Annotated in this window: 20 protein-coding genes and 1 pseudogene; 10 read left to right on the top strand and 11 right to left on the bottom strand. The window is 63.9% G+C overall.

The features are described from left to right. Nucleotides 1–106: 106 nt before the first annotated feature. A complete protein-coding gene (locus ASG03_RS18250) occupies nucleotides 107–1,102 on the top strand; it encodes a sensor histidine kinase (RefSeq protein ID WP_062694963.1) in 996 nt (331 codons plus the stop codon). A 346-nt stretch (nucleotides 1,103–1,448) separates the two neighbouring features. Here the strand turns inward: ASG03_RS18250 and ASG03_RS18255 are convergent, their stop codons facing one another. From ASG03_RS18255 to ASG03_RS18295, 9 genes are all read right to left on the bottom strand, one after another. Continuing rightward, complete coding sequence (locus tag ASG03_RS18255) at nucleotides 1,449–3,026, bottom strand: FGGY-family carbohydrate kinase (protein WP_062694966.1); 1,578 nt, start codon at nucleotides 3,024–3,026, stop codon at nucleotides 1,449–1,451. A gap of 115 nt (nucleotides 3,027–3,141) precedes the next feature. Beyond that, on the bottom strand, nucleotides 3,142–3,831 hold the full coding sequence (locus ASG03_RS18260) for an HAD family hydrolase (RefSeq protein WP_062694968.1): 690 nt from the start codon (nucleotides 3,829–3,831) through the stop codon (nucleotides 3,142–3,144). A gap of 7 nt (nucleotides 3,832–3,838) precedes the next feature. Next, nucleotides 3,839–5,323, bottom strand: coding sequence for a mannitol dehydrogenase family protein (locus tag ASG03_RS18265; protein WP_062694971.1), 1,485 nt, complete (start codon nucleotides 5,321–5,323; stop codon nucleotides 3,839–3,841). 48 nt (nucleotides 5,324–5,371) lie between these two features. Beyond that, nucleotides 5,372–6,145: an L-iditol 2-dehydrogenase gene (locus ASG03_RS18270; RefSeq protein WP_062694973.1), complete on the bottom strand. Its 774-nt coding sequence runs from the start codon at nucleotides 6,143–6,145 to the stop codon at nucleotides 5,372–5,374. Beyond that, complete coding sequence (locus ASG03_RS18275) at nucleotides 6,142–7,143, bottom strand: ABC transporter ATP-binding protein (protein WP_062476452.1); 1,002 nt, start codon at nucleotides 7,141–7,143, stop codon at nucleotides 6,142–6,144. The genes ASG03_RS18270 and ASG03_RS18275 overlap by 4 nt, the downstream gene beginning before the upstream one ends. 44 nt (nucleotides 7,144–7,187) lie before the next feature. Beyond that, complete coding sequence (locus ASG03_RS18280; RefSeq protein WP_062476454.1) at nucleotides 7,188–8,012, bottom strand: carbohydrate ABC transporter permease; 825 nt, start codon at nucleotides 8,010–8,012, stop codon at nucleotides 7,188–7,190. Between the two features lie 11 nt (nucleotides 8,013–8,023). Beyond that, nucleotides 8,024–8,896, bottom strand: a complete 873-nt coding sequence (locus ASG03_RS18285) for a carbohydrate ABC transporter permease (protein ID WP_062476457.1) — start codon at nucleotides 8,894–8,896, stop codon at nucleotides 8,024–8,026. A 328-nt stretch (nucleotides 8,897–9,224) separates the two neighbouring features. Further along, nucleotides 9,225–10,547, bottom strand: coding sequence for an ABC transporter substrate-binding protein (locus tag ASG03_RS18290; RefSeq protein WP_062476460.1), 1,323 nt, complete (start codon nucleotides 10,545–10,547; stop codon nucleotides 9,225–9,227). Between the two features lie 149 nt (nucleotides 10,548–10,696). Continuing rightward, nucleotides 10,697–11,650: a sugar-binding transcriptional regulator gene (locus tag ASG03_RS18295; RefSeq protein WP_062476464.1), complete on the bottom strand. Its 954-nt coding sequence runs from the start codon at nucleotides 11,648–11,650 to the stop codon at nucleotides 10,697–10,699. 178 nt (nucleotides 11,651–11,828) lie between these two features. Here ASG03_RS18295 and ASG03_RS18300 point away from each other — a divergent pair, with 178 nt between their 5' ends. Next, nucleotides 11,829–13,193: an NAD(P)-dependent oxidoreductase gene (locus ASG03_RS18300; RefSeq protein ID WP_062694975.1), complete on the top strand. Its 1,365-nt coding sequence runs from the start codon at nucleotides 11,829–11,831 to the stop codon at nucleotides 13,191–13,193. Between the two features lie 12 nt (nucleotides 13,194–13,205). After that, nucleotides 13,206–14,519, top strand: a complete 1,314-nt coding sequence (preA, locus tag ASG03_RS18305) for an NAD-dependent dihydropyrimidine dehydrogenase subunit PreA (protein WP_062476473.1) — start codon at nucleotides 13,206–13,208, stop codon at nucleotides 14,517–14,519. Between the two features lie 62 nt (nucleotides 14,520–14,581). Here preA and ASG03_RS18310 read toward each other — a convergent pair. Beyond that, nucleotides 14,582–14,854: pseudogene (locus tag ASG03_RS18310) on the bottom strand (zinc-binding dehydrogenase); the annotation flags it as partial. Between the two features lie 138 nt (nucleotides 14,855–14,992). Here ASG03_RS18310 and ASG03_RS18315 point away from each other — a divergent pair. Next, entirely contained in the window at nucleotides 14,993–16,687 is a 1,695-nt protein-coding gene (locus tag ASG03_RS18315) for an adenylate/guanylate cyclase domain-containing protein (protein WP_062694979.1), read from the top strand. Between the two features lie 30 nt (nucleotides 16,688–16,717). Here ASG03_RS18315 and ASG03_RS18320 read toward each other — a convergent pair whose 3' ends face one another. Beyond that, nucleotides 16,718–17,395, bottom strand: coding sequence for a TetR family transcriptional regulator C-terminal domain-containing protein (locus ASG03_RS18320; protein ID WP_062477112.1), 678 nt, complete (start codon nucleotides 17,393–17,395; stop codon nucleotides 16,718–16,720). Between the two features lie 273 nt (nucleotides 17,396–17,668). Here ASG03_RS18320 and ASG03_RS18325 point away from each other — a divergent pair, with 273 nt between their 5' ends. The 6 genes from ASG03_RS18325 (at nucleotide 17,669) to ASG03_RS18350 (ending at nucleotide 23,872) form a co-directional block, all read left to right on the top strand. After that, a complete protein-coding gene (locus ASG03_RS18325; protein ID WP_062694981.1) occupies nucleotides 17,669–18,919 on the top strand; it encodes a Zn-dependent hydrolase in 1,251 nt (416 codons plus the stop codon). A gap of 513 nt (nucleotides 18,920–19,432) precedes the next feature. After that, the gene (hydA, locus tag ASG03_RS18330) at nucleotides 19,433–20,887 is read left to right on the top strand and encodes a dihydropyrimidinase (protein WP_062694983.1); all 1,455 of its coding nucleotides are present in this window, start codon (nucleotides 19,433–19,435) and stop codon (nucleotides 20,885–20,887) included. Next, on the top strand, nucleotides 20,887–21,252 hold the full coding sequence (locus ASG03_RS18335) for a hypothetical protein (protein ID WP_062694986.1): 366 nt from the start codon (nucleotides 20,887–20,889) through the stop codon (nucleotides 21,250–21,252). The genes hydA and ASG03_RS18335 overlap by 1 nt, the downstream gene beginning before the upstream one ends. Continuing rightward, nucleotides 21,249–22,085 carry an ABC transporter ATP-binding protein gene (locus ASG03_RS18340; protein WP_244475321.1) on the top strand — a complete coding sequence of 279 codons (837 nt, stop codon included), beginning with the start codon at nucleotides 21,249–21,251 and terminating at the stop codon, nucleotides 22,083–22,085. Before ASG03_RS18335 ends, ASG03_RS18340 begins: the two co-directional genes overlap by 4 nt. A 54-nt stretch (nucleotides 22,086–22,139) precedes the next feature. Then, entirely contained in the window at nucleotides 22,140–23,012 is an 873-nt protein-coding gene (locus tag ASG03_RS18345; RefSeq protein WP_062476492.1) for an ABC transporter permease, read from the top strand. After that, on the top strand, nucleotides 23,009–23,872 hold the full coding sequence (locus ASG03_RS18350; protein WP_062694987.1) for an ABC transporter permease: 864 nt from the start codon (nucleotides 23,009–23,011) through the stop codon (nucleotides 23,870–23,872). Before ASG03_RS18345 ends, ASG03_RS18350 begins: the two co-directional genes overlap by 4 nt. The last annotated feature ends 18 nt before the right edge of the window (nucleotides 23,873–23,890 follow it).

A 23,890-nucleotide genomic window follows, 5' to 3' on the forward strand; every position in this document is an offset into this window, starting at 1 on the left:
AACGGACCCGGCCTTGTCTCGTTAACGCGTCAGCCGCCCCGTATTGTAGTGAATGAAGAGGCATCCCCGCGTGACCAGCGCAAGCAGTTCAACATCTCCAGGCGGCATGACCAGAGCCGTCAACGCTGGAGAGAGTATCGGACTGCTGGACCGCGTCGTCAGGAAAACCGGCGCCGGGTACATTTTCCAGTCAGGCTCTCTCGATGTTCTGCTGTCCGGGAATCTGCCCGACAGGCTGAGCGGTCTTCTCCAGGAAAACGGCGACCGGGATGTCCTCGGCGAGGACGACGGCAAGCGGCTGCTTGCGTTGAAAAAGGCGGTCTTCGAAACCGCGGAAGCCGACTGCATGGAGGTCGAGCTCCCTTCCTCGGCCGGCCTTATGACCTTTCGCATCGACCTTGAACGGTTCACGGCACAGGACACCGACGGCATCCTGTCCGTCATCACCGATATCTCCGAGACCCGGCATCGGGAGCGCGTGCTGAAGACGCTCCTGCGCGAGCTGAGCCACCGCTCGAAGAACCTGCTTGCCATCATCCAGGGTATCGCCACGCAGACGGCGCGTCAGGCGCTGTCGCTCGACAGTTTCCTGGTGAAGTTCCGGGGGCGGATCCAGTCGCTGGCCTATTCCCAGGATCTCGTGACGGATTCCAGCTGGCGGGGCGCCTTCCTCTTTGCGCTCGCCGCAAAGCAGTTTGCTGCCTACTGGTCGGAACCCCGGATGCCGATCGTGGCGACCGGTATCGATGCGCACCTGTCGCCGAATGCCGCGCTCCATATCGGTCTCGCGCTGCACGAACTGATCGTCAACTCGGCGTCCCACGGGGCCATCGCCGCCGGCATGAATTCGTTGACGCTCGATTGTTTCGAAACCGTCTTCGACGACAAGCCGGCGCTGGAGCTCGCCTGGATCGAACATCTGCCCGACGCAGACGACGCGCATGACCATGACGAGCCCAGTTTTGCCCGGACCGTGCTGGAGCGCGTCGTGCCGATCGCGATCGCGGGGAAAGCCGTGTACATCACCCGGGCCGACCGCATCGAATATCACCTGACCATCCCGGCCCACGAATACGAGATTCTCGCGCCCATCGAGGGTTGACGGAGAGATCTGACATCCTCAACCAATGAGCATCAAAACGCCGTCCGGCCGTCATGCCAACACGACACCGTCCGGTCGTGTTGGTGTGCGTATCGCAATGATGAGGTTCTGAAAAAGAAACAGCCAGTGCCGGGGGGAGGCACTGGCTGTATTCGACAACTCACCGAGGGGGCATGTGAGTTGGAAGCCGGATATTCTTGGGTGGTTCTCATTGGGGGCGATGAGAACCATGGTCCGGACACCCGATAAACACGCAGTCCGGGGTTTGGTTCCGCCCCTCGCATCTTTTTTCGATTTTTTTTCCGGATCGCGAAAACGCAGTGGAGCAAGCGCGCCTTGAAGGGTATCAGTCCGCCTCGAGCTCGGCGCGGTGGCGGTACAGGCTCAGGAATTTCTCGTAGTCGCGGTCGTAGACGGCCATCATATCCGGGTCCGGTTGACGTTCGAAGCCGCCAGGACTCATGGCCGCTCCGGCGGCGGCGAGATCACCGTGAAGGCCCCCTGCTACGGACGCGATCATGGCGGTTCCCAGAAGCACGGCATCCGTCGTCTCCGGAACAACGACGCGGCATCCTGTGGCGTCGCTGTAGAGATCCATGAGCAAGGGATTGCGGACATGGCCCCCTGTCACATGGAGCGTATCCACGTGATATCCGGCTTCCTTCATCATCGCGAGGATATGCCGAACGCCGAGCGCGATCGCAACGCAGGTGCGCCAGTAGAGCCGGCAAAGCGCATCGAACGAGCTGTCGAGCGTCAGGCCCGAGACCACCCCGCGCGCATGCGGATCGGCAAAGGGCGAACGGTTGCCGTGAAAGTCGGGCAGAACATGCAGCCGCGCGGCGAAGTCCTTGCCTGCGGCCGCCCGCAGTTCCTGAATGCGCAGGACGATCCGGGCATGGGTTTCCATGTCCGGCTCTCCGCCGGCGCTGTGACTGCGCACCACGTGATCGAGCAGAGCGCCTGTCGCTGACTGCCCGCCCTCGATCAGCCATTGTTCCGGAAAGGCCGCTTCAAAATAGGGGCCCCACATGCCAAATCCGGGCCGCATCTCGCGTGAGAAGGCCACGATGCAGCTCGACGTTCCCGCAATCAGCGCCAGTTGACGCTCGAGGACGTCGGGCTGCCCGGCAAACCGGCCGAGAACGCCGATAGCGCCGGCATAGGCATCGATCACCCCCGTCGCCACCTGGCAGGCCTCGTGCAGGCCAAGGTCTGCAGCAGCCTCGGCGGTCAACAGGCCGAGTGCGGAGCCGACGTGCGCGGGCGTGCCGTCGAGACGGCCGCGCTCCAGAAGGTCACCCAGCCCGATCGCTTCGAGAAAATCCCGCTGCCAGCCGTCCGCATGGCCCAGATAGTTCCATTTTGCGCTCAGCGTGCAGCGCGACCGAACCGTGCTGCCCGTCGCCCGCCACGACATGAAATCGGCAAGGTCGAAGAGGTAGCCGATCCGCTCCCATTGCTCCGGCAGGGTCTGCTTCAACCAGAGGAGCTTGGGCATCTGCATTTCCGGCGACATGACGCGGCCGGAATGCACAAGAACGGGATGCCGCGTCGCGGTACAGGCATCCGCCTGCGCCAGGGCGCGATGGTCGAGCCAGACGATCGTGTCCCAGCGCGGATCGCCCTTGCGATTGACGGACAGCGGTGCACCATCCTGATCCCGCACGACGAGTGAGCATGTCGCATCGAAACCGATGGCAGCGATCGCCTCGGCGGGAACCCCCGCCTTGGCGCGCGCCGTCTTCACCGCGATGCAGACGGCCGACCAGATGTTTTCGGAGTCATGTTCGGCATGGTTTTCTTCCGGCCGGTTCATGAGAATCGGGTAATCCGCACGCGCGAGCAGCGAGCCGGCAGCATCGAAGATCCCGGCGCGCGCGCTGCCGGTCCCGATATCGACCGCGACGATCAGGTCGCCCATGCCGCGTCCGTCATGTCACGCGTCCGAAGCGGTGCAGCAGGCGTCGGACCGTGTTCCGGCGCCCGCCATGCGCGCGCCGGTCTCAAAGGCTCCGAACGTGAAGCGATCCGATCCGTCAGCCTGGGTATCCATCCCGTTTTTGTTCTTGCGCCACAAGATGGAGGAGTTCGCGCATGTCGTCAAACATGGCATTCGGCGCGAGCTCGCGAATGGCGCCGAGGTGTCGCTCGGTACGGGCGTGCGATGCGCCGGTAAAGGCGAAGACGCGCATGCCGGCCGCCTTTGCCGCGACGATACCGGCGGGGCTGTCCTCGATGACGATGCAGTTTTCGGGCGCGACATCCATCGCCTCCGCCGCATGCAGGAAGAGATCCGGTGCCGGCTTTCCATTCGTCACCATCGTCGCGCTGAAGATATGCGGCTCCAGCCGGTCGATCAGCCCGGTAATGGTAAGGGACAGGCGGATCCGCTCCATCTGGCTCGACGACGCGACGCAGCGCCGCACGTCGAGCGCATCCAGCACACCGGAGATCCCGGCGATCGGCTGCAACTCGGCTTCGAAGCGTTGGTAGAGGTCGCGGCGCATCTCCTCGAGAAATGCCTCATCGACCCGAAGCCCGAAATCGTCATGCAGGATCTTCGTCATCGTCATCAGGCTCTTGCCGAGGAACCGTTCGGTCGCCTCCTCGGCATCCATCTCGACGCCGGCCGTGCGCAGCACCCGCACCAGCACGTCGATCGACAAGGGCTCGCTGTCGACCAGCACGCCGTCGCAATCGAAGATGACAAGTTCGGGTGCGGCCATGATGATCTTACTCCGTCAATTTTCCGTCGAGATACAGTTGCAGCGTCTGGCGCGTGCCCTGTTCCCATAGCGTCTTCAGGCCATGTGCGAAACGCTTGCGGAAGATGTCAGACTGCGCGACGTCTCCGAAAATGTCGGAAAGCGCCAGAAACGCCATCGGATCGTCCTTCGCCTTGACGGCCGCCGCGTGCAGACGGTCGGCGCTGGCGTCATTGAAGGTGATCTTGGCACCGCTGTCGGTCGTCCCGGCAAAGTAGCGGCACCAGAGAGCCGAGACCAGCGCCAGCCCGACCACGTCGAGGCCTTGGCGCAAGCGATCTGCCGTCGAGGGAAGGATGAACTTCGGCTGGCGGTTCGACCCGTCCTGCGCCAGACGGGGAATGGTGTCGCCGATCTTCGGGTTGAAAAGGCGCGTCTCCACCTGCTTGTAGTAGGCCTTGAGATCCGTATCCGGCACGGCGGGAACGATCGGGATGATCTCGTCGTGCTCGAGTTTCTCGAGAAACGCCTGGATGATCGGCTCTTCCATGGCGTCATGCACGAAATGGATGTCGAGCAGCGCCGCGGGATAGGCAATGGCGGCGTGGCCGCCATTCAGGATGCGGATCTTCATCAACTCATAGGGTGCGACGTCGGGAACGAACTGGACCCCAACCGTTTCGAGGGCGGGCCGGCCGGCCGGAAAATGGTCCTCCAGCACCCACTGCTTGAATTCCTCGCAAAACACCGGCCAGGCATCGTCGATGCCATACTGGTCGGCAGCAATACCGATCTCGCGTGGGCCGGTCGCGGGCGTGATCCGGTCCACCATGCCGTTCGGAAAGGCCACGTTGGCGTCGATCCAGTCGGCAAGCGCCGCGTCCGACAGGCGGGCAAGGCCCGATACCGCGGCATGGGTGACTTCGCCATTGCCCGGAATATTGTCGCAGGACATCACCGTGAAGGGAACGAGCCCTTTCTCCCGACGCGCCCTGAGACCGGCGATGATGAGACCGAACACGGTCTTCGGCGCGTCCGGATTTTCCGCATCGGCAACGATCGCAGGATGTTTCGGGTTGAAGTGGCCGGAAGCCGGATCAATGAAGTAGCCCCCTTCGGTGATCGTCAGCGAGACGATGCGGATCGCCGGATCGGCAAGACGGGCGATGGTCCCGGCCGGATTTCCCGGCGCGAGATAATCGATCATCGGGCCGGTCACGCGAGCGGCCGACCGGTTGTTGTCCTGCTCGACCACGGTGGTGAGGAAATCCTGTCCGGCCAGCTTCTCGCGCATGGCGGCGTCCGACGGCAGCACGCCGGCCCCGACGATTGCCCAGTCGTGATCGCGGCCCGTGTTGAACAGGTCGTCAAGGTAGACGGCCTGATGGGCGCGATGGAAATTGCCGACCCCGAAGTGAACGATTCCGGCCGTCAGCGCAGAGCGCTCGAAAGCGGGGATGGTCGCTGTCGCCTTGATGGCGTCCAGGTTTGCAAGCGAGAGCTTGGTGGTCATGATGTTACCCTTTCGGAAAGCGGCTTGGAGGTCGAGCGGGCATCAGCCTCAGCTCATCCAGTTTCCGCCGTCGACATTGTAGGTCTGGGAGACGATGTAGTCGCTGTGCGACGAGGCGAGGAAGACGGCCATGCCGGTGAGGTCCTGTGCCGTGCCCATGCGGCCGAACGGCACTTCCGCGCCGACAAGCTTCTTCTTCTCGCCGAGCGGCCGGTTCTCGTATTTCGCAAACATCGCGTCCACGCCGTCCCAGTGCTCGCCGTCCACGACGCCGGGGGCGATCGCGTTGACGTTGATGCCGTGTGGAATGAGGTTGAGCCCTGCGGACTGGGTCAGGCTGATGACGGCCGCCTTCGTTGCGCAGTAGACCGCAACCAGCGCTTCGCCCCGCCGACCGGCCTGGCTTGCCATGTTGATGATCTTGCCGCCGTGCCCCTGCGCGATCATCTGCTTGGCAGCCGCCTGCAGTGTGAACAGCGTGCCGGACACATTGATGGCAAACAGCCGGTCATAGCTTTCGCGCGTGATCTCGACGATCGGCGCCAGGTCGAACAGGGCCGCATTGTTGACGAGGATGTCGAGCCGGCCGGCATGCGCGACGACGGTCGCAATCGCCGCGTCGATCGATGCCTGTTGCGTCACGTCCATTTCGACCGGATAGGCCTTGGGTCCGAGCTCGGACGCGGTCTCCGTCGCCCGCGCAAGGTTGATGTCGGCGATCGCCACGGTCGCGCCCTCGGCGATGTAGGCTTCCGCGAACGCGCGACCGATCCCTCGGGCCGAACCTGTGATCAGCGCGCTTTTTCCTTCAAGACGTTTCATCGGATCGCCATGCCCTTCTCATTGAACTTGTGAATGCGCGCCTCGTCGGGCGTCAGATAGACCGTGTCACCGTGCTGGACGGGGACGTCGCCCGCGATGCGCGCCGTCACCTGGCCGATGCCGTCGACCAGAATATGCAGGAACGTGTCGGCACCAAGATGTTCGGCGACACTGACCCGGCCGGTCCATGTCCCGCTCTCGCGCGAGAGCTTCAGATGCTCGGGGCGCACGCCGATCGTGTGGGCACCGTAGCCGCTCGCAAAGGCGCCGGTCGCGAAATTCATGCGCGGCGAACCGATGAAGCCGGCAACGAAGAGGTTGTTCGGCTTGTGGTAGAGATCGAGCGGCGAGCCGACCTGCTCGATGTTGCCGGCGTTCAGCACCACGATCTTGTCGGCCATGGTCATGGCCTCCACTTGGTCGTGGGTGACGTAGATCATCGTGGTCTTCAGCTGGTTGTGCAGCTCGCTGATTTCGAGCCGCATCGTGCCGCGCAGTGCCGCATCGAGGTTGGACAGCGGCTCGTCGAACAGGAAGGCCGAAGGTTCGCGAACGATGGCGCGACCGATGGCGACGCGCTGGCGCTGGCCACCCGAAAGCTGCCCCGGCCGACGATCGAGATAGTTGGTGAGGTTCAGGACGCGCGCGGCTTCCGTCACCTTCTTCTCGACGGCGCCCTCGTCCATCTTCGCCATCTTCAACGGGAAGGCGATGTTGTTGCGCACCGTCATGTGCGGATAGAGCGCATAGGACTGGAAGACCATGGCGAGGCCACGCTTGGCAGGCGCCTCGTTGGTGACGTCGCGTCCGTCGATCTCGATGTGCCCAGAGGTCGCATCCTCGAGCCCCGCGATGATTCTGAGCAGCGTGGACTTGCCGCAGCCGGACGGCCCGACGAAGACCACGAACTCGCCGTCCTTGATTTCGAGATCGATGCCCGGAATGACCGTCGTGGCCGCGAAACTCTTCGAGACGTTCTTCAGACGTATATTGCCCATGGTGTGCGCTCCCGCTCGTCTTGTCGTTATCGTGTTTTTCGAACTTACTTCACGGCGCCGAAGGTCAGGCCGCGCACCAGTTGCTTCTGGCTGAACCAGCCCATGATCAGGATCGGCGCGATGGCGAGCGTCGACGCTGCCGAAAGCTTCGCCCAGAACAAGCCTTGCGGGCTGGAGAACGAGGCGATGAAGGCCGTCAGAGGTGCTGCGTTGGTGGTGGTGAGTCGGATTGTCCAGAACGCTTCGTTCCAGGCGAGGATGATGTTGAGAAGCATGGTGGAGGCAATGCCCGGCACCGCCATCGGCGTCAGCACATAGGCGATCTCGCCCCAGAGCGACGCTCCGTCCATGCGGGCGGCTTCGAGGATTTCGCCCGGGATTTCCCGGAAGTAGGTGTAGAGCATCCAGACGACGATCGGCAGGTTGATCATGGTCAGCATGATGGTCAGGCCGAAGCGGCTGTCGAGCAGGCCGAAATCGCGGAACAGAAGGTAGATCGGCACCATGACGGCGGCGGCCGGCATCATCTTGGTGGAGAGCATCCACATCAGGACGTCCTTGGTGCGCGGCGTTGGCGAAAACGCCATCGCCCAGGCGGCCGGCACCGAGATCAGCAGCGCCAGCAGCGTCGAACCGACCGAAATGATGACCGAATTCATGAAGAACTTGAAGTAGTTGCTCTGCGCCTGCACGGCGGCATAGCTCTCGACCGTGCCCGAGGGAATTAGGTTGAAGCCCTGGATCGCTTCCGTCTCGGATTTGAACGAGGTGATGATCGTGTAGAGGATCGGAAAGAAGATCACCAGGGCCACGATCCAGGCGAGCACGGTGAAGAAGACGGTCCTGCGGGTCGAAACGGCGCGTGCCATGAGAGTGCTCCCTACTTGTCGAGGTTCTTGCCGACGGCGCGCATCAGGAAGAAGGCGACGATGTTGGCGAGGATGACGGCGATGATGCCCCCGGCGGAAGCACCGCCGACGTCGTAGCCGAGAAGGGCCGTGCGGTAGATCAGGAACGGCAGGTTGGTCGAGGCGTAGCCCGGGCCGCCATTGGTGGTGACCAGGATTTCCGCATAGACGCCCAGCAGGAAGATCGTCTGGATCAGGATGACCACCGTGATCGAGCGGGCGAGATGCGGGACGGTCAGGTAGATGAACCGGTTGACAAAATTCGCCCCGTCCATCTCGGCCGCTTCCTTCTGCTCGCCGTCGAGCGACTGCAGGGCGGTGAGGAGAATGAGCGTCGCGAAGGGCAGCCACTGCCAGGCCACGATGATGATGATGGAGAACAGCGGATACTGGCCGAACCAGTCGACCGGCTGAAGGCCGAAGAATCGGGAAATATCGGCGAACACCCCGTATTGCGGGTGCATGATCATGTTCTTCCAGACCAGCGCCGCGACCGGCGGCATGACGAAGAACGGGGAAATGACGAGGATGCGCACGATCCCCTGCCCCCAGACCGGCTGGTCGAGCATCAGCGCGATCGCGATCCCCCCGATAACCGTGATCGCAAGGACGCCGACGACGATGATCAGCGTGTTGAAGATCGACTGGAAGAAAGCAGGATCGGAATAGAAGAACTGATAGTTGAACAGTCCAGCGAAGCTGACATTGGCCGGGTTCAGGAGGTTGTAGTTCTGGAACGAGAACCAGAGCGTCATCGCCAGCGGCACGATCATCCAGATCAGCAGCAGGCCGACGGACGGCGCCATCATGATCCGGGCAAGGCCTCGGGTGTTCTGCGTTGCCATGGTTGGACCCTCCCTCTGGTACTGCCGGCTCTACCCTCCGCAACGACGGAAGGGGCGGCATTTTGTTGTGTGGGTTGTTTTTTCGTCTGGGGCGGCGTGCGGGTCGAACCCGTGCCCGCCTGCCGGCACCTTCCCCGCTTTGGCGGGGCGAAGCAACACGCAGCACCTGCGTCATTCGGAAGACTGAAAGCCCGGCAGGTTGCCTCTCCCCGCGAACGGGGAGAGGCAAGGCCCGGCATATCCCCTCTCCCCGCAGACGGGAAGAGGGCGAGGGTGAGGAGCGATCTTACCCGTCGAGGGTGGAGAACGCCCCGCGCATGACGTGGGCTTACTTGATGTAGCCGCCGCGCGTCATTTCGCGTGTCGCTGCCGTCTGGGCCTGCGCGAGGGCATCGTCGACGGACATCTGGCCGGCAAGAGCTGCCGAGAACAGCTGGCCGACGGTCGTTCCAAGGCTCTGGAACTCGGGGATGGCCACGAACTGGACGCCGACATAGGGAACCGGCTTCGTCGACGGGTTCTTCGGGTCGGCGGCGTTGATGCTGTCAAGCGTCATCTTGGCGAACGGGGCAGCCTTCTGGTACTCCGCATTCTGGTAGAGCGAGGTGCGCGTGCCCGGAGGAACGTTGGCCCAGCCTTCCTTCTGCGCGACGAGGTCGAGGTAGTGTTTGCTGGTTGCCCAGGACACGAACTTCTCGGCCGCTGCAGCCTTCTGGGTACCAGCCGGGATGGCGAGGTTCCAGGCCCAGAGCCAGTTACCGCGCTTGCCGAGACCGGTGTCCGGCGCCAGCGCGAAGCCGACCTTGTCGGCAACCGTCGAGTCCTTCGGGTTGGTCACGAAGGATGCCGCCACCGTGGCGTCGATCCACATGCCGCACTTGCCCTGCTGGAAGAGCGCCAGGTTTTCGTTGAAGCCGTTGGAGGATGCACCCTGCGGGCCGGCATCGTTCATCAGCTTGACGTACATGTCGAGCGTGTTCTTCCACTCGGGCTGGTCGAACTGCGGCTTCCAGTTCTCGTCGAACCAGCGTGCGCCGAAGGCGTTGGACGTCGCCGTGAGGAACGCCATGTTCTCGCCCCAGCCGGCCTTGCCGCGAAGGCAGATGCCGTTGATGCCGTTGGCACGATCGGTCATCTTGCGGGCTGCTTCGTTGATGAAGTCCCAGGTCGGCGCGTCGGGCATCTTCAGCCCGGCCTTCTCGATCAGGTCCTTGCGGTACATGACCATGGAGCTTTCGCCGTAGAACGGGGCAGCGTAGAGCTTGCCATCGGCCGTCAGGCCCGAGCGGATGGCCGGCAGCAGGTCGTCGACGTCGTAGTCGGCGCCCAGGTTGTCGAGCGGCAGAAGCCAGTTCTGCTTGGCCCAGATCGGAACTTCATAGGTGCCGATCGTTAGGACGTCGTACTGGCCGCCCTTTGTCGCGATGTCGGTGGTAACGCGCTCACGCAGGACGTTTTCTTCCAGAGTCACCCATTCGAGCTGGATGTCGGGATTGGCCTTGGTGAAGTCGTCGGTCAGTGTCTGCATCCGGACCATGTCGCCATTGTTCACCGTTGCAATGGTGAGGGTCTCGGCCTGGGCCAGACCGCCGGAAACGGCAGCAATGACGAATGCTGAGCATGCGCCCAGCAGAGATGTCTTCAAATTCATGATCTTCCTCCCAGAAGAGTAATGAGCATTTGCCTCGCTCACGGGCAATTACTCATTTTCAGTGTGGATTTGTCAATCGCATTCGTTGCTGCATCGCCGAACACAAAGCTAAGTCATCGCAACGACTGACAATTTTTTGACATATTTGCTCAATCAGCGAGCAGAAATTCGGCCGTGTCCTCGTCCGTGATGACGCCGTTGATGAGTCCGCCCCGCAAGGCCGCCCGCAAGGCGACGTGCTTGCGGCGGCCCTTGGCCATGCCGATCAGGGTCGTTGCATCGCGGGACGGCAAGGGAACGCTCGCCACTCGCTTGTTGATTTCGCCCGAGATGAGCTGTCCGTCGCCATCAAACATCCAGCCGCAGATTTCACCGGCGGCGCCCTGCTCCACGAGCCGCGCCATCTCGTCATGGGCCAGAAACCCGTCCTGGCAGAGCGGCGCGTCGGTGCCCACCTCGCCGATGCCGACGAAGGCGATATCGGCCTGCGTGCCGAGGCTGAGCGCCGACTGCACGAGGATCTGCTTGTGCAGCACTTCCCGCTCCTCCGCCGACGACACGATGACCGGCAGGGGCATGGGAAAATGCCGCGCCTTGACGGCATCGGCCATGGAAAAGATGACGTTGTAATAGGCGGCCGAACCATCGACGCCGATATTGCCTGTCAGCGAGACGATGCGATGCTGCGGACAATCCATGGCCGGCAGCTGGTCGATGGCGGCCTTCAGCGTCCGCCCGGTCCCGATCGCCATGATGATCGGGTCGCTCGACTTTAGCCAGCGCTCGATCTCGGCCGCCCCTGCCTCGGCGATACCGACCGTGGTGGACGACGACGTCGGGTCACTCGGCACCACCTCCGCCTGCCGCAGGCCATAGCGTTCCTTCAGCCGCAGGCCGAGTTCCATGCAGGCGGCGATCGGGTGATCGAGGCGCACCTTGATCAGGCGCTCCGCCATGGCAAGCGACACGAGCCGCTGCGCCGACTGCCGCGAGATCCCCATCTGCCCGGCAATCTCGTCCTGCGTCCGGCCCGCGACATAGTAGAGCCAGCCGGCGCGTGCCGCGTCGTCGAGCCGTGCATTCGCTTCCGGTCTGCGTGCCATTCCATGCCTCTCCCAAGGTCCAGCGGGAAGACGAAGTGCTGACACCTTTTGCCGCGGCCTGTCAATTGACCCCGGGACGGGGAAAACACCGGAAACCCGCTCTGAAATTTTACCGTTTGATCAAGAAATTTTCCATGTTAGCCTTCGCTGATCGTGCGGTTGCCATCGGGAGGAAAACATGGGAACGACGGACTCCGGAATGATCGGCGGGCGACTGACGCCCGGCCAGTACGAAGCGAACTTCGCGGATCTGCATCCGCGCCTCGACGAGCACGAGGCGCTCGTCGCAGCGGATCGCTGCTATTTCTGCTATGATGCGCCGTGCATGACGGCCTGCCCGACATCCATCGACATCCCCCTTTTCATCCGCCAGATCGCGACGGGCAATCCGATCGGCTCGGCCAACACCATCTTCGACCAGAACATTCTCGGCGGCATGTGCGCCCGGGTCTGTCCCACCGAAACGCTCTGCGAGGAAGCCTGCGTCCGCATGGAGGCCGAGGGCCGTCCGGTCGCGATCGGACGGCTGCAGCGCTATGCCACCGACATTGCCATGGCGGAAGAGCGCCAGTTCTACACGCGTGCACCCTCGACCGGAAAGACCGTGGCCGTCGTCGGCGCCGGGCCGGCGGGCCTTGCCTGCGCCCATCGTCTCGCCGTCAACGGCCACGATGTCATCGTCTATGACGCGCGCGAAAAAGCCGGAGGGTTGAACGAATACGGGATCGCCACCTACAAGGCGACGGACGATTTTGCGCAGAAGGAGGTGGATTACATCCTCGCCATCGGCGGCATCGAGATTCGCAACCGCCAGCAGCTCGGCCGCGACATCAAGCTGGCGGATCTCCTTGCCCGCCATGATGCCGTCTTTCTCGGCATGGGCCTCACCGGCGTCAATGCGCTGCGCACGGACGGCGAAGCGGCCGAAGGTGTCGAGGATGCGATCGATTTCATCGCGGCCCTGCGGCAATCGCCGGGAAAGACCGACATCCCCGTCGGCCGCCGCGTCGTGGTGATCGGCGGCGGCATGACCGCGATCGACGCCGCGGTCCAGGCAAAGCTGCTCGGCGCGGAAGAAGTGACCATCTGCTACCGGCGCGGACGCGAACACATGAACGCCTCGGCCTATGAGCAGGATCTCGCAACGTCGCGCGGCGTCACCATCCGTCACTGGCTGCAGCCCAAACGCATCCTCGTCGGCGACGACGGCAAGGTCGCGGGCATCGAACTCGACTACACCGAAGAGAGGGAGGGTCGCCTGGCCACGACCGGCGAGACCGGCGTTCTGGTCGCCGATCATATCCTGAAGGCGATCGGGCAGACGCTCGAACCCGCGGCACTTGGCGTCGTCGCGCTTCAGTCCGGCCGCATTCTTGTGGATGCGGACGGGCGCACGTCGCTCGACCGTGTCTGGGCCGGCGGCGACTGTCGTCTCGGCGGCGAAGACCTTACCGTGTCGGCCGTTGCCCAGGGGCGCGATGCCGCAGACCAGATCCACCGCACGCTGATGGCCGAGCGCCATCCGTCCGCTGCCGTCGCTTGAGGGAGATGAACCATGGCTGATCTGCGCAACACCTTCGTCGGCATCAAATCCCCCAACCCGTTCTGGCTCGCCTCTGCGCCACCGACCGACAAAGCCTACAACGTCGAGCGCGCCTTCAAGGCCGGCTGGGGCGGTGTGGTCTGGAAGACGCTCGGTGAGGACGGCCCGCCTGTCGTGAACGTCAACGGTCCGCGCTACGGCGCCATCTGGGGAGCCGACCGCCGGCTCCTCGGCCTGAACAATATCGAGCTGATCACCGATCGGGATCTCTACACCAACCTGCGGGAGATGAAGCAGGTCAAGATGAACTGGCCGGACCGTGCGCTGATCGCGTCCATCATGGTTCCCTGCGAGGAGGAAAGCTGGAAGGCGATCCTGCCGCTGGTCGAGGAGACGGGGGCCGACGGCATCGAGCTCAATTTTGGCTGTCCGCACGGCATGTCGGAGCGCGGCATGGGCGCCGCCGTCGGCCAGGTGCCGGCCTATATCGAAATGGTGGTGCGCTGGTGCAAGCAGTATACCCGCATGCCGGTCATCACCAAGCTGACGCCGAACATCACCGACATCCGCCATCCCGCCCGCGCCGCCAAAGCCGGCGGCACCGACGCCGTGTCGCTGATCAACACCATCAACTCGATCACCTCGGTCAATCTCGACACCTTCGCCCCGGAACCCTCGATCGACGGCAAGGGCAGCCATGGCGGTTATTGCGGCCCGGCGGTCAAGCCGATCGCGCTCAACATGGTGGCCGAGATCGCGCGTGATCCTGAAACGCAGGGCATGCCCATCTCCGGCATCGGAGGCATCACCACCTGGCGCGATGCGGCCGAATTCCTTGTGCTCGGCGCCGGTAACGTCCAGGTCTGCACCGCGGCCATGACCTACGGCTTCAAGATCGTGCAGGAGATGATCACCGGGCTCTCGACCTGGATGGATTCCAAGGGTCACCGGACGCTCGACGACATCACCGGCCGCGCCGTTCCGAACGTGTCGGACTGGCAGTACCTGAACCTCAACTATGTCGCAAAGGCCAGGATCGACCAGGATGCCTGCATCAAATGCGGCCGCTGCCACATCGCGTGCGAGGACACGTCTCACCAGGCGATCACCCAGTATGTCGATGGCGTCAGGCACTTCGAGGTGATGGAAGACGAATGCGTCGGCTGCAATCTCTGCGTCAACGTCTGCCCCGTCCAGGACTGCATCACCATGGTTGCCCTGCCCCCGGGCACGCTCGACGAGCGGACCGGCAAGGTGGTCGAGCCCACCTATGCGAACTGGACCACCCACCCGAACAATCCGATGTCGCGCCAGGCGGCGGAGTAACATCGCGCCTCGCCGCGCGGCGATCGATCGTCGCGCGGCAAGAAGGATCGGGCGTTCAGGCGTCAAAAGGTGACGACGACTTTGCCGAAAGGACCACGCTCCAGATGCGCGAATGCCGCCGGCACCGCATCGAAGCCATAACGCCCGTCGATCACCGGCTTCAGACCGGTGACGTCGATGGCCCTGACGAAATCCTCGAGAGCCCGGCGGTGACCGACGAAGATGCCCTGCACCAGCGGTGATTTCAGCATCAGCGGTCCGGCTGGCCCCGAAAGGTCAAAGCCTTCGAAAACGCCGATGACCGAGATCCGGCCACCGACGGCCACGGCGTCGAGCTTCCGCTTGCGATGGGCTGACGCCCTCACCTCTTGCGCTGCGGATCGTTCGGGCAGCGCGTCACAATTCCTGCGTTGCCCCGCGTTCCAAACTGGCCGATAAGCATCGGGTGATCAACCGAACGAACCGGAGCCTGCTTGAAACGCGATCGTTCGAAGCTGCGCAAGCGCCTGCATATCTGGACCGGCGTCTGTCTGGGCCTGTTCCTCCTCACGCATTTCCTCAACCACGCGCTCGGCCTCGTCTCGATCGACGCGATGGAGCGCGGCCGCGATCTCTTCAACCAGGTCTGGCGCAGTCGACCGGGAACGGTTGCCCTTTACGGGTCGCTCGCCGTTCATTTCGTGCTCGCGCTCGATGGGCTGCGGCGGAGGCAGACCCTGCGCATGCCGCTGCGGGAAGCCTTGAAGATCGGCCTCGGCCTGGCTTTGCCCTTCCTGCTGGTCAGCCATGTCACCGTCACCCGAATCGACTGGATGCTGTCGGGATATTCCGCCGACTACCGCGATATCTTGCCGCGGATCTGGTCGCGGACCGAAAACACCATCTGGCAATCCGTCGCGCTCGTGATCGCATGGGCGCATGGCTGTCTCGGGTTCTGGTTCTGGATGCGCGGCCGTGACTGGTATCCCCGCGCGGCGCTGGTGCTCTATACGCTCGCGCTGCTGGTTCCGGTCCTCTCGCTGCTGGGCTTTGCGGTCGCCGCCCGCGCCGTCGGCCCGGCCATGCCGTCCAACGCGTGGTTCATGTCGGGCCGGACCGATCCGGCGCTTCTGGCCGACATTCGCCAGGGGATCTTTCTCGTTCTCGTGGCCTCCATCGGCATCACCCTGCTCTGGCGGTCCTTCCCGATTCGCGGGCGGGTGCGCATCCGCTATCCCGATGGACGGGTTCTCTCGGTCGCCCGCGGCTTTTCCGTGCTCGAAGCCAGTCGTTCGGCCGGCATCCCTCACCTTTCCGTCTGCGGGGGGCGTGGCCGCTGTTCGACCTGCCGGGTGCGGGTGACCGAAGGACTGGAAGGATTGCCGCCGCCGAGCGAAGGCGAGCGCCAGACCCTGATCCGCATTCGCGCCGGCGAAAACGTGCGTCTCGGCTGCCAGCTTCGGCCGAACCACGACGTCGCCATCGCGCCTGTGCTGGGCGCCGAGAATGTCGGCGTGCGCCCGCAGATCGGCGAGGACGTGGCGGCGGGCCGCGAACGTCGCATCGCGGTGCTGTTCTGCGATCTGCGCGATTTCACGCTGCTCACCCAGCAGCAGCTGCCCTTCGACACCGTGTTTCTGCTCAACCGCTATTTCGAGACGATCGGCGAAGCCGTCGAAGGTGCCGGCGGCGTGATCGACAAGTTCATCGGCGACGGCGTGCTGGCCATCTTCGGCCTGACCGGCCGGATCGAGGACGCCTGCGCCAATGCGCTCGAGGCAACGGCCCGTATCTCCCGCGGCATCGAGACGCTCAATCGAAACTTCACGAGCGAGCTCGACAAGCCGCTTCGGATCGCCATGGGCATGCATGCCGGGCCGGCCATCATCGGCCATATCGGCTACGGCCGCGCCTCCTCGCTGACGGCCGTCGGCGACACGATCAACGCGGCGAGCCGGCTCGAAGGCTTTGCCAAGGAGTACGACGCGCAGCTTGCCGTCTCCGCCGACGTCATCCGTTACGCCGGCTTGACGCTGGACGATCGCGAGAGCCACGACATCGCCATTCGCGGGCGCAAGGGCACGCTGGAGACGCTGATCGTGGAAAACGCCGAGGAGATCGGCATCCTGCTTGCCGCCACCCGCGAGAAAAAGGACGCCGTCGCGAAAGCCGCGCGAACCGGCGCCTGATCCGGCGTCGACACGGAAAGCCCGGATGCTTCAGCTGCCGGCAGTGCCCGCCGGCGGCCCGCCCACAGCGAGACCGTTGACGAACAGGTGTTCCAGAAAACGGGCCGCATCCTCGAAGCGCCCCTCGCCGGCCCTGTTGGGCCCGAGAACCGCCCGCACCTGCACGTCGAAATCGGCATAATGCTGCGTTGTCGCCCAGATGGCGAAGATCAGGTGATACGGGTCGCATTTGGCAATCTTGCCGGCCTTTGCCCAGGCGCGAATGACCATCGCCTTCTCGTCGACAAGCGATTTCAGCGGCCCCATCAGCGCATCTTCGATGCGCGGTGCACCCTGCAGAACCTCGTTGGCGAAAAGGCGGCTTTCGCGCGGAAAGTCCCGCGCCATTTCGAGCTTGCGTCGGATATAGCTGCGGATCTCGGAAACCGGATTTCCCGCGGCATCGAACTCGCGCAGAGGATCGAGCCAGCTGTCGAGGACGCGCTCGATCAGCGCCCGGTGCATCGCCTCTTTCGTGCGGAAATAATAGAGCAGGTTGGGCTTCGACATGCCCGCGACCTCGGCGATCTGGTCGATGGTGCTGCCGCGGAAGCCGTTGGTCGCAAAGACGTCCAGCGCCGCTTCCAGGATCAGCTCTTCCTTTTCCTCCTGGATCCGCGTGCGCCGCTGCGTCCTGGCGGCTCTCGGCGCTGCCCTTGGAATTGCCATCACGGTCCCCTTTCGCCGGCCGCAGGGGCCGCCATTCCATCTCGTCGCGCAGGCAACTTTTCTTTTTTTGTTTTTCCGTCTTGAGTGCTGCAACGGAAGTTGTAATGTTTACCAACCGGTTAAATTATCAGTCACTTCAATGACAAACGCAACGACTGATACGAGGGCGCACAAAAAGAATGCCCCGTTTGACCGGTGGGAACAAGACAGTCGAACGTCTGGCAGACGAGCGCGCCTTTGCGCCCTGCCGCGTCCGAACGGAGAGGGAAAGCCATGGCCGCACCGGGCGAAAATATGCGCATTGACGCCGAGCGTCTCTGGGACAGTCTCATGCGCATGGCGGACATCGGACCGGGCGTTGCCGGCGGCAACAATCGCCAGACGCTGACCGATGCCGATGCCGAAGGCCGAAGCCTGTTTGAAACCTGGTGCAAGGATGCCGGCCTGACCATGGGGCTGGACCGCATGGGCACCATGTTTGCCACCCGGCCGGGCACGGACCCGGATGCTCTGCCCGTCTATGTCGGATCGCACCTCGACACCCAGCCGACCGGCGGGAAATACGATGGCGTCCTCGGCGTGCTCGCGGGACTCGAGGTCGTGCGGACCCTCAACTATCTCGGCTTGAAGACGAAACACCCGATCGTCGTCACCAACTGGGCAAACGAGGAAGGCGCGCGCTTTGCGCCCGCCATGCTTGCCTCCGGCGTCTTTGCAGGCGTCCACACGCTCGACTACGCCTACAGCCGCAAGGATCCGGAGGGAAAGACCTATGGCGACGAACTGACCCGCATCGGATGGCGCGGCGAGGAAGAGGTCGGTGCGCGCAAGATGCACGCCTATTTCGAATATCACATCGAGCAGGGCCCGATCCTCGAGGCGGAAAACAAGGCGATTGGCGTCGTGACTCACTGCCAGGGTCTCTGGTGGCTCGAATTCACGCTGACGGGACGCGAGGCCCACACCGGCTCGACGCCGATGGGCCTGCGTGTCAACGCCGGCCTTGCCATGTCGCGCATCGTCGAGATGGTGCAGAAGGTCGCGATGGGCGAGCAGCCGGGCGCTGTCGGCGGCGTCGGCCAGGTCTTCTTCTCGCCCAATTCCCGCAATGTCCTGCCCGGCAAGGTCGTCTTTACCGTCGACATCCGCACGCCCGACCAGGCCAAGCTCGACCGGATGCGCGCCCGCATCGAGGCGGAGGCCGCCATGATCTGTGCCGATCTCGGCGTCGGCTGCTCGGTGGAGGCGGTCGGCCATTTCGACCCGGTCACCTTCGATCCGACGCTGGTCTCGACCGTTCGCACGGCCGCCGAAAAGCTCGGGCTCAGCCACATGGACATCATCTCCGGTGCCGGTCACGATGCCTGCTGGGCAGCCCGCGTCGCTCCCGCCACCATGATCATGTGCCCCTGCGTCGGCGGGCTCAGCCACAACGAGGCGGAAGAAATTTCGAAGGATTGGGCGAGCGCCGGTTGCGACGTCCTGTTTCACGCCGTGGTAGAGACGGCCGGGATTGTGGAGTAGGATCGGCACGCCAAGATGAGGAGAGCCGTCATGGGTCGCCCGAGGGAATTGTCGCTGGAAGAACGGGAACGCCGGCTAGGACGGGGTTATCGCCCGATCGCGATATCGGCTCCGGATCCCGCCAATCCGTCGCACCTCGAAGATGCGCCCGGTCAGGCAGCCAAATCGGTCTTGGCGGATGAGCGGCCCGGTATTGGCAGACTCCACGAGGGCACGGCCTTTGAAGTTGGGAATCGTCGGTGAGGGTGCAGCGTGGGACGTCATCCTTGCCGTGTTTCCGGGAATCTTGGGAAAGCCCCGGCCCGCCGTCAGTCTTCACGCGAATGCGGACATCGAAGCTCACCCCACCCTCCGACACGACGACCCACCGCAACAAGATGGCAATGCGCATGATGCTCGGCCCCCGTCGAGGCTTTGACATGTCGCAGGTCGCAGCCGCCTTGATCAACATTACAGGCTTGCGACAGGCGAGCATCCCGCAGCCACGCTAAGGAAGCCGGAGGAGGAACACCCATGACAACCATCATCAAGAACGGCACCATCGTCACCGCCGACCTGACCTACGCCGCGGATATCCGCATCGAGAACGGCGTGATCGCCGAGATCGGACCCAACCTGACCGGCGGCGATGTGCTCGACGCGACGGGCTGCTACGTCATGCCCGGCGGCATCGACCCCCACACCCATCTCGAAATGCCGTTCATGGGCACCTATTCCGCCGACGATTTCGAGAGCGGCACCCGCGCGGCACTGGCCGGGGGAACGACGATGGTCGTGGATTTCGCGCTGCCGAATCCGGGCCAGTCGCTGCTCGACGCGCTCGACATGTGGCACAACAAGACCTCGCGGGCGGCCTGCGACTATTCCTTCCACATGGCGATCACCTGGTGGGGTGCGCAGGTGTTTGAGGAGATGGAGGCGATCGTCCGCGACAAGGGCATCAACACCTTCAAGCATTTCATGGCCTACAAGGGTGCGCTGATGGTGGACGACGACGAAATGTTCGCGTCCTTCCAGCGCTGCGCGGAGCTTGGCGCGCTCCCGCTCGTCCATGCCGAGAATGGCGACGTCGTGGCGCAGATGCAGGCCAAGCTCATGGCCGAAGGCAACGACGGGCCGGAGGCGCATGCCTATTCCCGCCCGCCCGAGGTCGAGGGCGAGGCGACGAACCGCGCGATCATGATCGCCGACATGGCGGGCTGTCCGGTCTATATCGTCCACACCTCCTGCGAGCAAAGCCACGAAGCCATCCGCCGCGCCCGGCAGAAGGGCATGCGGGTCTATGGCGAGCCCCTCATTCAGCACCTGACGCTTGACGAAAGTGAATATGCCAACGGTGACTGGGACCATGCCGCCCGCCGCGTGATGTCGCCACCATTCCGCAGCAAGCAGCACCAGGACAGCCTCTGGGCCGGCCTTTCGTCCGGGTCGCTGCAATGCGTGGCGACGGATCACTGCGCCTTCACCACCGAACAAAAGCGCTCCGGCCTTGGCGATTTCCGCAAGATTCCGAACGGGACCGGCGGGCTGGAAGATCGCATGCCGATGCTCTGGACGCATGGCGTGGCGACAGGCCGCATCACCATGAACGAGTTCGTTGCGGTAACGTCGACCAACATCGCGAAGATCCTCAACATCTACCCGAAGAAAGGCGCGATCCTCATCGGCGCCGATGCCGACCTCGTCGTCTGGGATCCGAAACGGACGAAGGTCATTTCCGCCAAGACCCAGCAGTCGGCGATCGACTACAACGTTTTCGAGGGCAAGACCGTGACCGGCCTGCCTCGCTACACGCTGACGCGCGGCATGGTCGCGATCGAGGAGGATACGGTGAAAACACGCGAGGGCCATGGCGCTTTCGTCCGCCGACCCCCGGTCACGCCGGTGTCCAAGGCCTTGTCGACCTGGAAGGAAATCACGGCGCCGCGCAAGGTGACGCGGACCGGCGTCCCGGCGAGTGGCGTCTGATGCGCATGCTCGCGCTCATCGCCGCCTGCGGCTGCGTGTCGGGCGTAAGCGTTGCTGCGCCCAGCTTTCTCGACGGCGCCTATGGTGATGCGGAAGGCTGTGCCTATGCCCTGACGAGCGAGTCGAGCGGCGCGGATGTGTTCTTCCTCCTCAACGACGAAGGCATCACCACGGCCACGGCCTACTGCCAGTTCGAGGGAACGGCGAAGAAGACGCCATCCGGCTTCAGCGTCCGCACCCAGTGCGATGCCGAAGGCGAGGTCGGCCCGAAGGAAACCGTCGCGCTCGACCGCGGCGCGAAGGGCTATACGATCCGTTTCAAGGACGGCACCACATGGGGACCGCTTTCGCAATGCCGCAGATGACACCCGATGCCCTTTCCCCGACACGCCCCGATGCCGACAGCAGGCCGGCCGATGGCCGATCCGTCGTCTCGGCTCGGGGTCTCGGCCTGACTTTCAAGACCGACGACGGGCCGGTCACCGCCCTGACCGGTGTCGATCTCGACGTCCGCAAGGGCGATTTCGTCTCCTTCATCGGCCCGTCCGGCTGCGGCAAGACGACATTCCTGCGCGTCATCGCAGATCTCGAGACGCCGACCGCCGGCACGATCACGGTCAACGGCACGACGCCCGAGGATGCGCGGAAGAACCGGTCCTATGGATACGTCTTCCAGGCCGCAGCCCTCTATCCCTGGCGTACGATCGAGCAGAACATCGCGCTTCCGCTGGAGATCATGGGCTATGGCGACGCCGAGAAACGCGCGCGGATCGAGCGCACGCTGGCTCTCGTCAACCTGTCGGGTTTTGGCAAGAAGTTTCCCTGGCAGTTGTCCGGCGGCATGCAGCAGCGCGCCTCCATCGCCCGCGCACTCGCCTTCGATGCGGACCTCTTGCTGATGGACGAACCGTTCGGAGCACTGGACGAAATCGTGCGCGACCACCTGAACGAGCAGCTTCTGGAGCTCTGGGCCCGCACCGAAAAGACCATCTGCTTCGTCACCCACTCCATCCCCGAGGCCGTCTACCTCTCCACCAAGATCGTCGTCATGAGCCCGCGTCCGGGCCGGATCACCGACGTGATCGAGTCGACCCTGCCACGTGAGCGGCCGCTGGATATCCGCGAAACGCCCGAATTCCTGGAAATCGCCAGCCGTGTCCGGGACGGCCTGCGGGCGGGACACAGCTATGACGAGTAGCGACCGGATGCAGCGGACGAACAGCCTCCCGTCGCGCCCCGGAGAGAGCACCCCATGACGACGCGCGAAAAGATCATTCCCGTCCTCACCATTCTCGCTGTGCTCCTCCTCGTCTGGTACGCCGCCGCCGTTTTCCTCAATGCGCCGTTCGAACGCGACACGGCAGGCCGGGCCGGAACAAGCGTGACCTTCGCGGAGATCGTACCGCGGACGATGGCGCAGGCGCGGCCGGTTCTACCGGCGCCGCATCAGGTGATCGCCGAACTCTGGGACACCACGATCAACAAGCCGGTGACCTCCAAGCGCAGCCTCGTCTATCACGCCTGGATCACGCTCTCCGCCACGCTGGTCGGCTTCGGTCTCGGCACCCTGCTCGGCATCGCCCTGGCGGTCGGCATCGTGCACAACAGGGCCATGGACCGCTCGTTGATGCCCTGGATCATCGCCAGCCAGACCATCCCGATTCTCGCGATCGCTCCGATGATCATCGTCGTGCTCAACGCCATCGGGATTTCCGGTCTGCTGCCGAAAGCGCTGATCTCGACCTATCTCTCGTTCTTCCCGATTGCGGTCGGCATGGTGAAGGGTCTGCGCAGTCCGGAACAGATCCAGCTCGACCTGATGCGCACCTACAATGCCAGCCCCGCGCAACTCTTCTGGAAGCTGCGCTGGCCGGCGTCCATGCCATATCTGTTCGCCTCACTGAAAGTGGCCGTCGCCATCTCGCTGGTGGGCGCCATTGTCGGCGAACTGCCGACGGGTGCCGTCGCCGGGCTCGGCGCGCGCCTTCTGGCCGGCTCCTATTACGGGCAGACCGTCCAGATCTGGTCGGCCCTGTTCATGGCGGCGGGCCTTGCCGCCATCCTCGTTCTTCTCGTCGGCGCCGCGCACGCCGCAGTGCTTCGCCGCATGGGAGCCCGCCCATGAACGCCATTCTTCCCGCCGTGCTCTTCTGGCTTGCCGCCTGGGCACTCAACGAATGGCTGGTGCGCCGGAAGCCGGCCTCAAGGGCCTCGGCGCGCGCCATCCGCCTGGCCGTGCCGATCCTTTTCGGCATCAGCCTGCTCGTCCTCTGGGAGGGCCTCGTGCGCGGCTTCGCCGTGCCGGCCGTCCTCCTGCCGCCGCCATCCATGATCTGGACGCGGCTGATCTCGTCCCTGCCCACGCTCTGGGCCGACTTCCGGCAGACCTTCCTCAAATCCGTGCTCACCGGCTATGTCGCCGGTTGCGGTCTCGGCTTCCTGGTCGCCATCGCCATCGATCGCTCGCCCTTCCTGCAGAAAGGGCTTCTGCCCCTCGGAAACTTCGTGTCGGCCCTCCCCGTCGTGGGCGTCGCCCCTATCATGGTCATGTGGTTCGGCTTCGACTGGCCGTCCAAGGTAGCGGTCGTCGTCATCATGACGTTCTTCCCCATGTTGGTGAACACGGTGACAGGGCTTGCCGCGGCCAGCAGCATGGAAAAGGATCTGATGCAGACCTATGCGGCCTCCTGGTTCCAGACGCTGATCAAGCTCCGGCTGCCGGCCGCCTGGCCTTTCATTTTCAATGCGTTGAAGATCAACTCGACGCTGGCCCTGATCGGTGCCATCGTCGCGGAATTCTTCGGCACCCCGATCGTCGGCATGGGCTTTCGCATCTCCACCGAGGTGGGGCGCATGAATGTCGACATGGTCTGGGCGGAAATCGCCGTGGCGGCGCTGGCTGGCTCGGTGTTCTATGGTGTGGTGGCGCTGGTGGAACGCGTCGTCACGTTCTGGCATCCGTCCGTCCGCGGTGGACGGGCGTAAAAAGAAGACGAACGATAA

It is taken from the genome of Rhizobium sp. Leaf341 (genome assembly GCF_001424325.1).
Classification (GTDB): Bacteria; Pseudomonadota; Alphaproteobacteria; order Rhizobiales; family Rhizobiaceae; genus Ferranicluibacter.